At 68.0% G+C, this 14001-nt stretch carries 13 protein-coding genes; all 13 read left to right on the plus strand.

Annotated elements, in window-relative coordinates; all coding sequences use genetic code 11:
• Positions 1 to 220: 220 nt before the first annotated feature.
• The 13 genes from ACFYPG_RS14875 to rpsS all read left to right on the plus strand — a co-directional run bounded on the left by ACFYPG_RS14875 (position 221) and on the right by rpsS (position 14000).
• Positions 221 to 4108, plus strand: coding sequence for a DNA-directed RNA polymerase subunit beta' (locus tag ACFYPG_RS14875; RefSeq protein ID WP_355009602.1), 3888 nt, complete (start codon positions 221 to 223; stop codon positions 4106 to 4108).
• A gap of 95 nt (positions 4109 to 4203) precedes the next feature.
• Complete coding sequence (locus tag ACFYPG_RS14880) at positions 4204 to 4572, plus strand: hypothetical protein (RefSeq protein ID WP_210784125.1); 369 nt, start codon at positions 4204 to 4206, stop codon at positions 4570 to 4572.
• Between the two features lie 688 nt (positions 4573 to 5260).
• The gene (locus ACFYPG_RS14885) at positions 5261 to 5641 is read left to right on the plus strand and encodes a hypothetical protein (RefSeq protein ID WP_387352715.1); all 381 of its coding nucleotides are present in this window, start codon (positions 5261 to 5263) and stop codon (positions 5639 to 5641) included.
• A 508-nt stretch (positions 5642 to 6149) separates the two neighbouring features.
• The gene (gene rpsL, locus ACFYPG_RS14890; RefSeq protein ID WP_007465318.1) at positions 6150 to 6524 is read left to right on the plus strand and encodes a 30S ribosomal protein S12; all 375 of its coding nucleotides are present in this window, start codon (positions 6150 to 6152) and stop codon (positions 6522 to 6524) included.
• Position 6525: 1 nt separating this feature from the next.
• Positions 6526 to 6996, plus strand: coding sequence for a 30S ribosomal protein S7 (gene rpsG / locus ACFYPG_RS14895; RefSeq protein WP_030489583.1), 471 nt, complete (start codon positions 6526 to 6528; stop codon positions 6994 to 6996).
• A gap of 74 nt (positions 6997 to 7070) precedes the next feature.
• Positions 7071 to 9167, plus strand: a complete 2097-nt coding sequence (gene fusA / locus ACFYPG_RS14900) for an elongation factor G (protein WP_355009604.1) — start codon at positions 7071 to 7073, stop codon at positions 9165 to 9167.
• Positions 9168 to 9379: 212 nt separating this feature from the next.
• Positions 9380 to 10573 carry an elongation factor Tu gene (gene tuf, locus ACFYPG_RS14905; protein WP_030489585.1) on the plus strand — a complete coding sequence of 398 codons (1194 nt, stop codon included), beginning with the start codon at positions 9380 to 9382 and terminating at the stop codon, positions 10571 to 10573.
• Positions 10574 to 10923: 350 nt separating this feature from the next.
• The gene (rpsJ, locus tag ACFYPG_RS14910; protein ID WP_007073037.1) at positions 10924 to 11232 is read left to right on the plus strand and encodes a 30S ribosomal protein S10; all 309 of its coding nucleotides are present in this window, start codon (positions 10924 to 10926) and stop codon (positions 11230 to 11232) included.
• Between the two features lie 10 nt (positions 11233 to 11242).
• Positions 11243 to 11908 carry a 50S ribosomal protein L3 gene (rplC, locus tag ACFYPG_RS14915; RefSeq protein WP_355009605.1) on the plus strand — a complete coding sequence of 222 codons (666 nt, stop codon included), beginning with the start codon at positions 11243 to 11245 and terminating at the stop codon, positions 11906 to 11908.
• On the plus strand, positions 11905 to 12555 hold the full coding sequence (rplD, locus tag ACFYPG_RS14920; protein WP_110563096.1) for a 50S ribosomal protein L4: 651 nt from the start codon (positions 11905 to 11907) through the stop codon (positions 12553 to 12555). Before rplC ends, rplD begins: the two co-directional genes overlap by 4 nt.
• A complete protein-coding gene (gene rplW, locus ACFYPG_RS14925) occupies positions 12552 to 12854 on the plus strand; it encodes a 50S ribosomal protein L23 (protein WP_007465304.1) in 303 nt (100 codons plus the stop codon). Before rplD ends, rplW begins: the two co-directional genes overlap by 4 nt.
• 12 nt (positions 12855 to 12866) lie before the next feature.
• Positions 12867 to 13706: a 50S ribosomal protein L2 gene (gene rplB / locus ACFYPG_RS14930; protein ID WP_053653944.1), complete on the plus strand. Its 840-nt coding sequence runs from the start codon at positions 12867 to 12869 to the stop codon at positions 13704 to 13706.
• 12 nt (positions 13707 to 13718) lie between these two features.
• Positions 13719 to 14000 (plus strand): 30S ribosomal protein S19, encoded by a 282-nt coding sequence (rpsS, locus tag ACFYPG_RS14935; protein ID WP_007465299.1) that lies wholly within the window; start codon positions 13719 to 13721, stop codon positions 13998 to 14000.
• The last annotated feature ends 1 nt before the right edge of the window (position 14001 follow it).

Genomic DNA, 14001 nt, shown 5'->3' on the forward strand with positions numbered 1-14001 from the left:
CGTGGGGGGGGGGGGGGGGGGGGGGGGGGGGGGGGGGGGGGGGGGGGGGGGGGGGGGGGGGGGGGGGGGGGGGGGGGGGGGGGGGGGGGGGGGGTTTTGGGGGGGGGGGGGGGGGGGGGGGGGGGTTTTTTGGGGGGGGGGGGGGGGGGGGGGGGGGGGCCCCCCCCCCCCCCCACCCCACCCGAGAATTAGCAGTACAGACGACGACATAGGGGACATAGTGCTCGACGTCAACTTCTTCGACGAGCTGCGCATTGGTCTCGCCACCGCCGACGACATCCGTCAGTGGTCGCACGGCGAGGTCAAGAAGCCTGAGACGATCAACTACCGCACCCTGAAGCCGGAAAAGGACGGGCTCTTCTGCGAGAAGATCTTCGGTCCGCAGCGGGACTGGGAGTGCTACTGCGGTAAGTACAAGCGCGTTCGGTTCAAGGGCATCATCTGTGAGCGCTGCGGCGTCGAGGTGACTCGCTCCAAGGTCCGCCGTGAGCGGATGGGGCACATCGAGCTCGCCGCTCCGGTGACCCACATCTGGTACTTCAAGGGCGTTCCGAGCCGGCTGGGTTACCTGTTGGACCTCGCTCCCAAGGACCTCGAAAAGATCATCTACTTCGCCTCGTACGTTGTGACGAGCGTGGACGCGGAGTCGCGTCACCGCGACCTCTCGACGATCGAGAACGAGATCCTGGCTGAGAAGCGGCAGTCCGAGAACAGCCGCGACTCGGAGATCGAGAAGCGGGCCGCCAAGCTCGAGGCCGACCTGGCCGAGCTGGAGGCCGAGGGTGCCAAGGCGGACGTCCGGCGCAAGGTCAAGGAGGGCGGAGAGCGCGAGATGCGCCAGATCCGCGACCGGGCCCAGCGCGAGATCGACCGCCTGGACGAGGTGCTGGACACCTTCCGCAAGCTGGAGCCGAAGCAGCTGGTCACCGACGAGCTGCTCTACCGCGAGCTGCGCGACCGGTTCGGTGAGTACTTCACCGGTTCCATGGGCGCCGAGGCGATCAAGGCGCTGGTCCAGAACATGGACCTCGACGCCGAGGCCGAGAGCCTGCGGGAGACCATCCGGTCCGGCAAGGGTCAGCGGAAGATCCGGGCGCTCAAGCGACTCAAGGTCGTCGCGGCGTTCCTGAACACCCGCAACTCGCCGCTCGGCATGGTGCTGGACTGCGTCCCGGTCATCCCGCCGGACCTGCGCCCGATGGTGCAGCTCGACGGTGGCCGCTTCGCGACCTCCGACCTGAACGACCTGTACCGCCGCGTGATCAACCGGAACAACCGCCTCAAGCGGCTGATCGACCTCGGCGCGCCCGAGATCATCGTCAACAACGAGAAGCGGATGCTCCAGGAGGCCGTCGACGCGCTGTTCGACAACGGCCGTCGCGGCCGGCCGGTCACCGGCCCGGGTAACCGCCCGCTCAAGTCGCTGTCCGACATGCTCAAGGGCAAGCAGGGCCGGTTCCGCCAGAACCTGCTGGGCAAGCGCGTCGACTACTCCGGCCGTTCGGTCATCGTGGTCGGCCCGAAGCTGAAGCTGCACCAGTGCGGTCTGCCCAAGCAGATGGCGCTGGAGCTGTTCAAGCCCTTCGTGATGAAGCGGCTCGTTGACCTCAACCACGCACAGAACATCAAGTCCGCCAAGCGGATGGTCGAGCGTCAGCGCCCGGTCGTGTGGGACGTGCTGGAAGAGGTCATCGGCGAGCACCCGGTGCTGCTCAACCGGGCGCCGACCCTGCACCGCCTGGGCATCCAGGCCTTCGAGCCGCAGCTGGTCGAGGGCAAGGCGATCCAGATCCACCCGCTGGTCTGCACCGCGTTCAACGCCGACTTCGACGGTGACCAGATGGCGGTGCACGTGCCGCTGTCCGCCGAGGCTCAGGCCGAGGCGCGGATCCTGATGCTGTCGTCGAACAACATCCTCAAGCCGGCCGACGGTAAGCCGGTCACCATGCCTACCCAGGACATGGTCATCGGTCTGTACCACCTCACCCACCTCACCGCCGGTGAGAAGGGCGAGGGCCGGGCGTTCAGCTCGGACGCCGAGGCGCGGATGGCCTTCGACAACGGCGAGCTGCACCTGCAGGCGCCGGTGAGGATCCGCCTGCGCGGCGTGGTCGGGGTCGACAACGGCAACGGCTCCGAGGCGTGGACCGCCCCGGAGGGCTGGGTCGAGGGTGACCCGCTGACCGTGGAGACCACCCTGGGTCGGGTGCTGTTCAACGAGACGCTGCCGCAGGGCTACCGCTTCGTGAACTACGAGATCCGCAAGGGTCAGCTCTCCGCCATCGTCAACGACCTCGCCGAGCGCTTCCCCAAGGTGGCGCTGGCCGCCACCCTGGACGGGCTCAAGGAGGCCGGTTTCCACTGGGCCACCTGGTCCGGCGTGACGATCGGCATGGAGGACGTCATCGCACCGCCGCGTAAGGCGGAGATCCTGGCGAAGTACGAGAAGGACGCCGACCAGATCGACAAGCAGTACCAGCGTGGTCTGATGACCGCCGAGGAGCGTCGCGGCGAGCTCATCGAGATCTGGACCAAGGCGACCAACGAGGTCGCCAAGGAGATGGACACCGCGCTGCCGCAGGAGAACCCGCTGTGGAAGATGATCAACTCGGGTGCTCGCGGTAACCTGCTCCAGCTCCGGCAGATCGCGGCGATCCGTGGTCTGGTGGCCAACCCCAAGGGCGAGATCATCCCGCGGCCGATCAAGGCCAGCTACCGGGAGGGTCTGTCCGTGCTGGAGTACTTCATCTCCACGCACGGTGCCCGTAAGGGTCTCGCCGACACCGCGCTGCGGACCGCCGACTCGGGTTATCTGACCCGTCGTCTGGTGGACGTCTCCCAGGACGTCATCATCCGCGAAGAGGACTGCGGCACCGACCGGGCGATCCCGATGCAGATCGGCGAGAAGCTGGACGGCAAGCTCGTCGTCCACACCCACGCCGAGACCAGCGTGCACGCCCGTACGCTCGCGGACGACATCAAGGGGCCGGACGGCACCGTGGTGGCCGAGCGCGGTCAGGACATCAACTCCATCGGGGTCGACAAGATCGTCGCCGCTGGTGTGGAGACGGTCCGGGTGCGCAGCGTGCTCACCTGCGAGTCGAAGCTGGGCGTCTGCGCGGCCTGCTACGGCCGGTCGCTGCCGACCGGTAAGTCGGTCGACATCGGCGAGGCGGTCGGCATCATCGCCGCCCAGTCCATCGGTGAGCCGGGTACGCAGCTGACGATGCGTACCTTCCACACCGGTGGTGTCGCGGGTGAGGACATCACCCAGGGTCTGCCGCGTGTGCAGGAAATCTTCGAGGCTCGGGTCCCGAAGGGTAAGGCGCCCATCGCCGACACCCCCGGTAAGATCCGGATCGAGGATGGCGAGCGCTCGCGCAAGATCATCGTGGTGCCGGACGACGGCAGCGAAGAGATCGTCTACGACAAGATCTCGAAGCGCGTCAAGCTCCGTACCCACGACGGCGGTCACGTCGCGGTCGGCGAGAAGCTGACCGAGGGCACCATCGACCCGCACGAGCTGCTGCGGATCATGGGTCCGCGGGCGGTCCAGGTCCACCTGACCAGTGAGGTCCAGGAGGTCTACCGCTCGCAGGGTGTGCTCATCCACGACAAGCACATCGAGATCATCATCCGCCAGATGCTCAAGCGGGTGACGGTCATCGACTCCGGCTCGACCGAGTTCCTGCCGGGTGTGCTCGTCGACCGGGCGCTGTTCGAGTCGGAGAACCGCCGGCTCGTCTCGGAGGGCGGCGAGCCCGCCGCTGGTCGTCCGGTGCTGATGGGTATCACCAAGGCCTCGCTGGCCACCGACTCCTGGCTCTCGGCGGCCTCCTTCCAGGAGACCACCCGGGTGCTAACCGACGCTGCGATCAACTCGCGCAGCGACTCGCTGGTCGGCCTCAAGGAGAACGTGATCATCGGAAAGCTCATCCCGGCCGGTACCGGCATCAGCAAGTACCGCAACGTCCGGGTCGAGCCGACCGAGGAGGCCAAGGCCAAGGTCTACTCGATGACCGGTTACCCGGAGACCGACTACGGGTTCGGGCCGGCCGGCGGGCAGGCCGTGCCGCTGGACGACTTCGACTTCGGGTCGTACCGCTAAGCACCAGTCACACGACGAGGCCCCCGGTGAAAGCCGGGGGCCTCGTCGTGTCCGTGCCAACCCACCGCTTGCGCCGGGTTCGGCATGATGGGGGGATGACGACCGCACCCGGGCAGGTGTCCGTCGCCCAGCAGGGCGTGCGCCACCCGCTTGACCCGGACCCGGCCCGCGCCACGAAGGCACGGGCGGTCTTCGCGCTGGGCCTGCTCGGCATGCTGACCGGGTTGTTCATCGGTGGCGTGGTGCCGGCCACTGTGGCCCTGCAGCTGGCCCGGCAGGCGCGCCGGGAAGCGTACGCCTCGGGGGGTTTCCTGACCGGCGGCGTCTGGCTGCGGCGGGGGGAGTGGATGGCCTGGACCGGCCTGGTGCTGGTCGCGGTCAGCGTCGTGGCCGCTGTGGTCATCGGGGTGGTCCGGTTGGCCGGCGCCCCGTTCGGCCACGACTACCCCGCGAACATGGACTGAGCCACCGGTGGCCGCGCCCGGCGCGGGCGGCGGTGCTGCCGGCGGTAGCCTGGCCGATGTCCACCGTGTGACGGTGGCGGCCTTTCGACAGGAGGACCTCGTGACGGAACCGGCGCGGCCCCCTGCGGACGAACCGGCCGGCCCGCCGGACGTGCCGGCTCCGCCACCCGAGCCGAGCGACTGGGCGCGCCCCGGCCCGAGCGACGAGACCCACCAGCCGGCGTCCGCCCCGGGCCCGCAGGCCCCTGCGACGCCGCCTCCCGGTTGGGGTCCGAACGGCTGGGACGCCACCGCGACGCCCGGCTCGGACCAGCCGTACCCGGTCTCCAGCGCACCGACCTCGACGCCGCAGGGCTGGGGCCCGCCCACCTCCGGACCGGGTGTGCCGCCCGGCTGGGGCCCACCGCCGGCTGGTTCGGGAATGCCCCACGGCTGGGGCCCGTCTTCGTCCGCACCGGGTGTACCGCCAGGCTGGGGTCCGTACCCGTCTGCGCCGTCCGCGCCGCCCGGGTGGGGCCCGTCGCCGTCTGGGCCGGTTGCGCCGCACGGCTGGGGCCCGCCGTCGTCCGGGCCCGGTGCGCCGTACGGCTGGGGCCCGCCGCCGCCGGGGCACGGCCCCGGGTGGGGTGGCACGCCGGGGCGTTCCGTACCGCCGCCCACCGACGACCAACGCCGGCCGCCGAAGCGGGTGGAGGCGGTTTCGGGTACGCCGTTCGGCGTCGTGCACCTGGACGTGGCACCGGTCACCTCCGGGCTGGCCATCGGGGCGCTGGTGGCGGGGATCGCCTCACTTCTGGTCTCACTTCTGGTGATCTGCTTCGGAGTGGCTTTAAAGAACGACGGCGGGGCCTGGGCCTCCGGGGCGTTCGCCGCGCTGGGTGTGCTGGCCGGCGGGGCGGCGGTCGTCATCGGGCTGCTCGGCCGGCGACAGATCCGGCGGCCGACCGCCCCCTCCGCGGTCCAGTTCACCGGTCGCGGGCTGGCGCTGGCCGGGATCAGCTGCGGCGCGGCGGGGGCGCTGCTCAGCCTGCTGGGCCTGGGCCTTGCCCTGCTTCTCACACTGACCTGAGGGTCATCACCGACAGATCCGGCACCTGACGGCGGTTTTCCGCGGAAGGCTTCCGGTCGCCCCGGGGGCGATGGGTGCTTCTGCGGGGAAGCCGGTACACTTGTATTCGTAGGTGCCCATCGCGGGCGACGGGGCAGGACGAGATCCGGCTGGCTGGTGTGAGACAGTCGCCGGGCCATTCCGTTTTGACCTGGGCGGTTGTGGTAGGTACTCTTTCCCCTTGTGCCCGGGCATGCCCGGGCAACTCGTGCGTGCGCTGTTTCCGGCTTACGGACGGCGGCACGACAAGCCAGGGATCCGGAGCGGGGCGACCCGCGCGCCGGTGACAAAACCCGGTACGAACGCGAGAGCGTCGCAACGGGGCCGTGACGAGGGCGACACGCCCGACCGCGGGTGCCGGGGTCTCCGCAAGGCGACCCTGGTCGGAATGTAGGAGAGCCGGTCATCAGGCCGGCTAACGAGCAGACGGCGCGGCCGCGGATGCGGCCGAAGGGAGCGGAGAAACCCGGTGCCCACGATCCAGCAGCTGGTCCGAAAGGGCCGCCAGGCGAAGACGACCAAGACCAAGACCCCGGCGCTGAAGGGTTCCCCTCAGCGGCGCGGCGTGTGCACCCGCGTGTACACCACTACCCCGAAGAAGCCGAACTCGGCGCTGCGCAAGGTCGCTCGCGTGAAGCTCAGCAGCCAGATCGAGGTGACCGCCTACATCCCCGGCGTCGGTCACAACCTGCAGGAGCACTCGATCGTGCTCGTTCGCGGCGGCCGGGTGAAGGACCTCCCCGGCGTGCGTTACAAGATCGTTCGCGGCTCGCTGGACACCCAGGGCGTCCGCAACCGCAAGCAGGCGCGCAGCCGTTACGGCGCGAAGAAGGAGAAGAGCTGACATGCCGCGTAAGGGACCCGCTCCGCGGCGGCCACTGGTCGCTGACCCGGTGTACAACTCGCCGCTGGTCACCCAGCTGGTGAACAAGATCCTGCTCCGCGGCAAGCGTCAGCTCGCCGAGACCATCGTGTACGCGGCCCTCGAGGGCTGCCGCGAGAAGTCCGGCACCGACCCGGTCGTCACCCTCAAGCGGGCGATGGACAACGTCAAGCCGACCCTCGAGGTGCGCAGCCGTCGTGTCGGTGGCGCCACCTACCAGGTTCCGGTCGAGGTCCGCCCGACCCGGGCGACCACCCTGGGCCTGCGCTGGCTGGTCACGTACTCCCGCGCCCGGCGCGAGAAGACCATGGTCGAGCGGCTGATGAACGAGCTGCTGGACGCGAGCAACGGCCTCGGTGCCGCCGTCAAGCGGCGCGAGGACACGCACAAGATGGCCGAGTCGAACAAGGCCTTCGCGCACTACCGCTGGTAACACCCTGGTTCCGGCGCCTCCGGGCGCCGGAACCGCCACCAGTTGTGTCGAGACGACGATAAGTAGGGATTGAAGTGGCCGCCGCAGACGCGCTCGCCAAGGTACGCAACATCGGCATCATGGCGCACATCGATGCCGGTAAGACCACGACCACCGAGCGAATCCTGTTCTACACCGGCATCACGTACAAGATCGGTGAGGTCCACGAGGGCGCTGCCGTCATGGACTGGATGGAGCAGGAGCAGGAGCGTGGTATCACCATCACCTCCGCTGCTACCAAGTGTGAGTGGAAAGACCACACGATCCAGATCATCGACACGCCCGGCCACGTCGACTTCACGGTCGAGGTCGAGCGGTCGCTGCGGGTCTTGGATGGTGCGGTAGCGGTATACGACGGTGTCGCCGGCGTGGAACCGCAGACGGAGAACGTCTGGCGGCAGGCCGACAAGTACAACGTCCCGCGTATGTGCTTCGTCAACAAGCTCGACCGGACCGGCGCCGACTTCTTCCGCTGCGTGCAGATGATGATCGACCGGTTGAACGCCACCCCGCTGGTGCTCCAGATCCCGATCGGGCTCGAGGGTGACCACATCGGTGTCGTCGACCTGATCGGCATGCGCGCGCTCACCTGGCGCGGGGAGACCCAGAAGGGTGAGGACTACGCGGTCGAGGAGATCCCGGCCGAGCTGGCCGACTCCGCTGCCGAGTGGCGCGAGAAGCTGATGGAGACCCTTGCCGACGTCGACGACGCGGTGATGGAGAAGTACCTGGAGGGCGAGGAGATCTCCGCCGAGGAGATCAAGGCCGCCATCCGGCGTGCCACCATCGCCGGCAAGGCCAACCCGGTGCTCTGCGGCTCGGCGTTCAAGAACAAGGGCGTTCAGCCCATGCTGGACGCCGTTGTCGACTTCCTGCCGTCGCCGCTGGACGTTCCGGCGATCGAGGGTACGGCCACCGACGGCGAGACCCCGCTGCTGCGAAAGCCGTCCAACTCGGAGCCCTTCTCCGGCCTGGCCTTCAAGATCCAGACGGACAAGCACCTGGGCAAGCTCACCTACGTGCGGGTCTACTCCGGCACGCTCGATTCCGGTTCCCAGGTGGTCAACTCCACCAAGGACCGCAAGGAGCGCATCGGCAAGATCTACCAGATGCACGCCAACAAGCGGGAAGAGCGTCCGTCGGCGCAGGCCGGCGACATCATCGCCGTGCAGGGTCTCAAGCAGACCACCACCGGCGACACTCTCTCCGACCCGGCGAACCCGGTCATCCTGGAGTCGATGACCTTCCCGGAGCCGGTCATCTCGGTGGCGATCGAGCCGAAGACCAAGTCCGACCAGGAGAAGCTGGGCACTGCCATCCAGCGCCTGGCCGAGGAAGACCCGACCTTCCGCGTCCAGCTGGACGAGGAGACCGGTCAGACGGTCATCTCCGGCATGGGTGAGCTGCACCTGGACATCCTGGTCGACCGGATGCGCCGCGAGTTCAACGTCGAGGCCAACGTCGGCAAGCCGCAGGTGGCGTACCGCGAGACCATCCGCCGCAAGGTGGACAAGGTCGAGTACACCCACAAGAAGCAGACCGGTGGTTCCGGCCAGTACGCCCGCGTGATCGTGAGCGTCGAGCCGCTTCCGCTGGACAACGACTCGCCGACCTACGAGTTCGCCAACGCCGTCAGCGGCGGCCGCATCCCCCGGGAGTTCATCCCCTCGGTGGACGCCGGTGCGCAGGACGCGCTGCAGTACGGCATCCTGGCGGGCTTCCCGCTGGTCGGCGTGAAGCTGACCCTGCTGGATGGCCAGTACCACGAGGTCGACTCGTCGGAAATGGCATTCAAGATCGCCGGCTCGATGGTGATGAAGGACGCGGCCCGCAAGGCCGATCCGGCACTGCTCGAGCCGATGATGGCCGTTGAAGTCACCACTCCTGAGGAGAACATGGGTGACGTCATCGGTGACCTCAACTCCCGCCGCGGCATCATCCAGGCGATGGAGGAGCGCAGCGGCGCCCGCATCGTCCGGGCCCTGGTGCCGTTGTCGGAGATGTTCGGCTACGTCGGCGACCTGCGGTCGAAGACCCAGGGCCGGGCTAGCTACAGCATGCAGTTCGACTCCTACGCCGAGGTTCCGCAGAGCGTCGCGAAGGAGATCATCGCCAAGGCAACGGGCGAGTAGCGCTCTGAGCAGGTGATTCGTGGTTGGTCGCGGGAGGGTTCACCCGCCCGCGGCCACCACGATCGGATCGCGTGAGACCGGGCCTGTAGGCTTCATCGCCGCAGAACCCACAAAGGCTCTCCGGCCTTCGGGCCGGAAAGGCTGTCGACAGAGTCCTAAGCGCCGACCGGCGCGCCGGGCGTACGAACCAAGAAGTCCACAGGAGGACACCAGTGGCGAAGGCTAAGTTCGAGCGGACTAAGCCGCACGTCAACATCGGCACCATTGGTCACATCGACCACGGTAAGACGACGCTGACGGCGGCCATCACCAAGGTCCTGCACGACCAGTACCCGGACCTGAACCCCTACACGCCGTTCGACGAGATCGACAAGGCGCCGGAGGAGAAGGCCCGCGGTATCACGATCTCGATCGCGCACGTCGAGTACCAGACCGAGTCGCGGCACTACGCGCACGTCGACTGCCCTGGGCACGCCGACTACATCAAGAACATGATCACCGGTGCCGCGCAGATGGACGGCGCGATCCTGGTGGTCGCGGCGACCGACGGTCCGATGCCGCAGACCCGCGAGCACGTGCTGCTGGCCCGTCAGGTCGGTGTGCCGTACATCGTCGTGGCGCTCAACAAGAGCGACATGGTCGATGACGAGGAGCTCCTGGAGCTCGTCGAGCTCGAGGTCCGTGAGCTGCTCTCCTCGCAGGAGTACCCGGGTGACGACCTGCCGGTCGTTCGGGTTTCGGCGCTGAAGGCCCTCGAGGGTGACCCCGAGTGGACCGGCAAGCTGCTGGACCTGATGACCGCTGTCGACACCTCGATCCCGCAGCCGGAGCGCGAGGTTGACAAGCCGTTCCTGATGCCCGTTGAGGACGTCTTCACGATCACCGGTCGTGGCACCGTCGTCACCGGTCGCGTGGAGCGCGGCGTTCTCCTGCCGAACGAGGATGTTGAGCTCGTCGGTATCAAGGAGAAGAGCTTCAAGACCAAGGTCACCGCGATCGAGATGTTCCGGAAGACCCTGGACGACGCCCGCGCAGGTGAGAACGTCGGCCTGCTGCTGCGTGGTACCAAGCGCGACGAGGTCGAGCGCGGCATGGTCGTCGTGAAGCCGGGCTCGAACACCCCGCACACGGAGTTCGAGGCGACGGTCTACATCCTCTCCAAGGAGGAGGGTGGCCGTCACACCCCGTTCTTCCAGAACTACCGTCCGCAGTTCTACTTCCGGACCACGGACGTCACCGGTGTCGTCACCCTCCCCGAGGGCACCGAGATGGTCATGCCGGGTGACAACACGTCCATGTCGGTGAAGCTGATCCAGCCCATCGCCATGGAGGAGAACCTCAAGTTCGCGATCCGCGAGGGTGGCCGCACCGTCGGCGCCGGGTTCGTCACCAAGATTAACAAGTGAGCTAGGTAACCCCGATTAGACCCGCCGCCGGTCGTGCGGCATACTAGTCAGGTTGCGTAACGACAGTTCGTCGCCTGTGTTCGGCTTTCGCTGAACCTCCGGGTGGCGAGGCAGTCGAGCGTAGGGTGGTTGGCGGCCCAGTCGCCAACCACCCTCGCACGGCGTTCAGGTCGCGGTAATGCGATCGGCGCCTTGACCCCCCGTGCGGTCAGCACCACTCCGGTACCTAGGGGCGGAGCTCGGCCCGAGGGCGCGACACGCCCGACCGCGGGGGTCGGCGAAGTGGGCCTGTGCCAGCCGGTACAGGCGCCCGCAACACAGCGGCATCGAGAGAAGGAACAGAAGCCACCATGGCGGGACAGAAGATCCGCATCCGGCTCAAGGCCTATGACCACGAGGTCGTCGACTCCTCGGCTCGGAAGATCGTCGAGACGGTGACGCGCACCGGGGCGCAGGTCGCGGGCCCGGTGCCGCTGCCCACGGAGATCAACCGTTTCTGCGTTATCCGCTCGCCGCACAAGTACAAGGACTCGCGCGAGCACTTCGAGATGCGCACGCACAAGCGGCTGATCGACATCATCGACCCGACCCCGAAGACGGTCGACTCGCTCATGCGCCTCGACCTGCCGGCTGGCGTCGACATCGAGATCAAGCTGTAGGGACCGGACAATGGACAGGCAAGTCAAGGGGATCCTGGGCGCCAAGCTCGGCATGACCCAGGTCTGGGACAACAACCGTGTTGTTCCCGTGACCGTGGTCGAGGCCGGCCCGTGCGTCATCAGCCAGGTTCGTAGCGCCGAGAAGGACGGTTACTCCGCGGTCCAGCTGGCGTACGGCACCATCGACCCGCGCAAGGTCAAGAAGCCGATCAGCGGGCACTACGCCAAGGCGGACGTGGCGCCGCGCCGGCACATCGTCGAGCTGCGCACCACTGACGCTGGGGAATACTCGCTCGGCCAGGAAATCACTGTCGAGGAGTTCCCGGCCGGCGTCACCATCGACGTCACCGGCAAGACCAAGGGCAAGGGCTACGCCGGCCCGATGAAGCGGCACGGCTTCCACGGTCTGGGCAGCAGCCACGGTGTCGAGCGCAAGCACCGCTCGCCCGGCTCCATCGGCGCCTGCGCCACTCCGGGTCGTGTCTTCAAGGGCACCCGGATGGCCGGCCGCATGGGTGGCGTTCGCTACACCGTGCAGAACCTCACCGTCCAGGCGGTCGACACCGAGAACAACCTGCTGCTCGTCCGGGGTGCCATTCCTGGCCCCAAGGGCGCGCTGGTTCTGGTCCGTACCGCGGCCAAGAGCAAGGTGAAGAAGGGCGGTGCGGCCAAGTGACCACCGTTGACGTGCGCACCGTCGAAGGCACCACCAGCAGCTCCGTGGAGCTGCCGGCGGACATCTTCGACGTGCAGGCCAACGTCGCGCTGATGCACCAGGTCGTGGTGGCCCAGCTCGCGGCGGCCCGACAGGGCACACACAAGACCAAGACCCGGGCTGAGGTCGCCGGTGGCGGCAAGAAGCCTTACAAGCAGAAGGGCACCGGTCGCGCCCGGCAGGGCTCGATCCGCGCGCCGCAGTTCGCCGGCGGTGGCGTCGTGCACGGTCCCGTGCCGCGCGACTACAGCCAGCGGACCCCGAAGAAGATGAAGGCCGCCGCGCTGCGGGGTGCCCTCTCCGATCGGGCCCGCGCCGGGCAGGTGCACGTCGTCGAGGCGTTCGTCTCGGGCGAGAAGCCGTCGACCAAGGCGGCCCTGGCCACGCTGACCAAGCTCACCGAGGCCCGTCGGGTCCTGGTCGTGCTGAGCAGCACCGACGAGCTGAACTGGGTGTCGCTGCGCAACGAGCCGCGGGTGCACCTGATCGAGTCCGGCCAGCTGAACACGTACGACGTGCTGGTGGCCGACGACGTGGTCTTCACCAAGGACGCCCTGGACGAGTTCCTGGGTGTGCCCGCCGAGACCACCGAGGAGGGTGGCAAGTGAGCACCATCGCCGACCCGCGCGACATCATCGTGGCGCCGGTCGTCTCGGAGAAGAGCTACAGCGAGCTGAACCGGAACTGGTACACCTTCCTGGTGCACCCGGACGCGAACAAGACCGAGATCAAGATCGCTATCCAGCAGATCTTCAACGTCCGCGTCCTGACGGTCAACACGCTCAACCGCCAGGGTAAGCGCAAGCGCACCAAGACCGGCTTCGGTCAGCGCAAGGCGACCAAGCGGGCGATCGTGAAGCTGGCTGACGGTGACCGCATCGAGGCCTTCGGCGGCCCGGTCAGCTGAAGGGTGTAGACAATGGCTATCCGTAAGTACAAGCCGACGACGCCGGGCCGACGTGGCTCGAGTGTCGCTGACTTCGCCGAGATCACCCGGTCCACGCCGGAGAAGTCGCTGCTGGCTCCGTTGCCGAAGAAGGGCGGGCGTAACGCCCACGGCCGGATCACCACGCGGCACCACGGTGGCGGTCACAAGCGTCAGTACCGTCTGATCGACTTCAAGCGGGTCGACAAGGACGGCGTGCCGGCGAAGGTCGCTCACATCGAGTACGACCCGAACCGCACGGCGCGCATCGCGCTGCTGCACTACGCCGACGGCGAGAAGCGCTACATCCTCGCGCCGAAGGACATGAAGCAGGGCGACCGCGTCGAGTCCGGTCCGGGCGCCGACATCAAGCCGGGTAACAACCTGCCGCTGCGCAACATCCCGGTCGGTACCACGATCCACAACGTGGAGCTGCGTCCGGGTGGCGGGGCCAAGCTGGCCCGTTCCGCCGGCGTCGGCATCCAGCTGCTCGGCCGCGAGGGCGCGTACGCGACCCTGCGTATGCCGTCCGGCGAGATCCGGCGGGTGGACGTGCGCTGCCGCGCCAGCGTCGGCGAGATCGGCAACGCCGACCAGTCGAACATCAACTGGGGTAAGGCCGGCCGGATGCGGTGGAAGGGCAAGCGCCCGACCGTCCGTGGTGTCGCCATGAACCCGGTCGACCACCCGCACGGTGGTGGTGAGGGTAAGACCTCCGGTGGTCGCCACCCGGTCAACCCGCAGGGTAAGCCCGAGGGCCGCACCCGCCGTAAGGGCCAGCCGAGTGACCGGCTGATCGTCCGCCGCCGCTACGCCACGCGTAAGCGCGGCTGAGGGAGATAAGACATGCCTCGCAGCCTGAAGAAGGGCCCGTTCGTAGACGACCACCTGCTCAAGAAGGTGGAAGTTCAGAACGACAAGGGCTCCAAGAACGTGATCAAGACCTGGTCGCGGCGCTCGACGATCATCCCCGAGATGCTGGGGCACACGATCGCCGTGCACGACGGACGCAAGCACGTCCCGGTGTTCGTGACCGAGGCGATGGTCGGGCACAAGCTCGGCGAGTTCGCGCTGACCCGCACGTTCAAGGGTCACGAGAAGGACGACCGGAAGAGCCGTCGGCGCTGAC

The organism is Micromonospora sp. NPDC005553 (assembly GCF_042871765.1).
Classification (GTDB): domain Bacteria; phylum Actinomycetota; class Actinomycetes; order Mycobacteriales; family Micromonosporaceae; genus Micromonospora.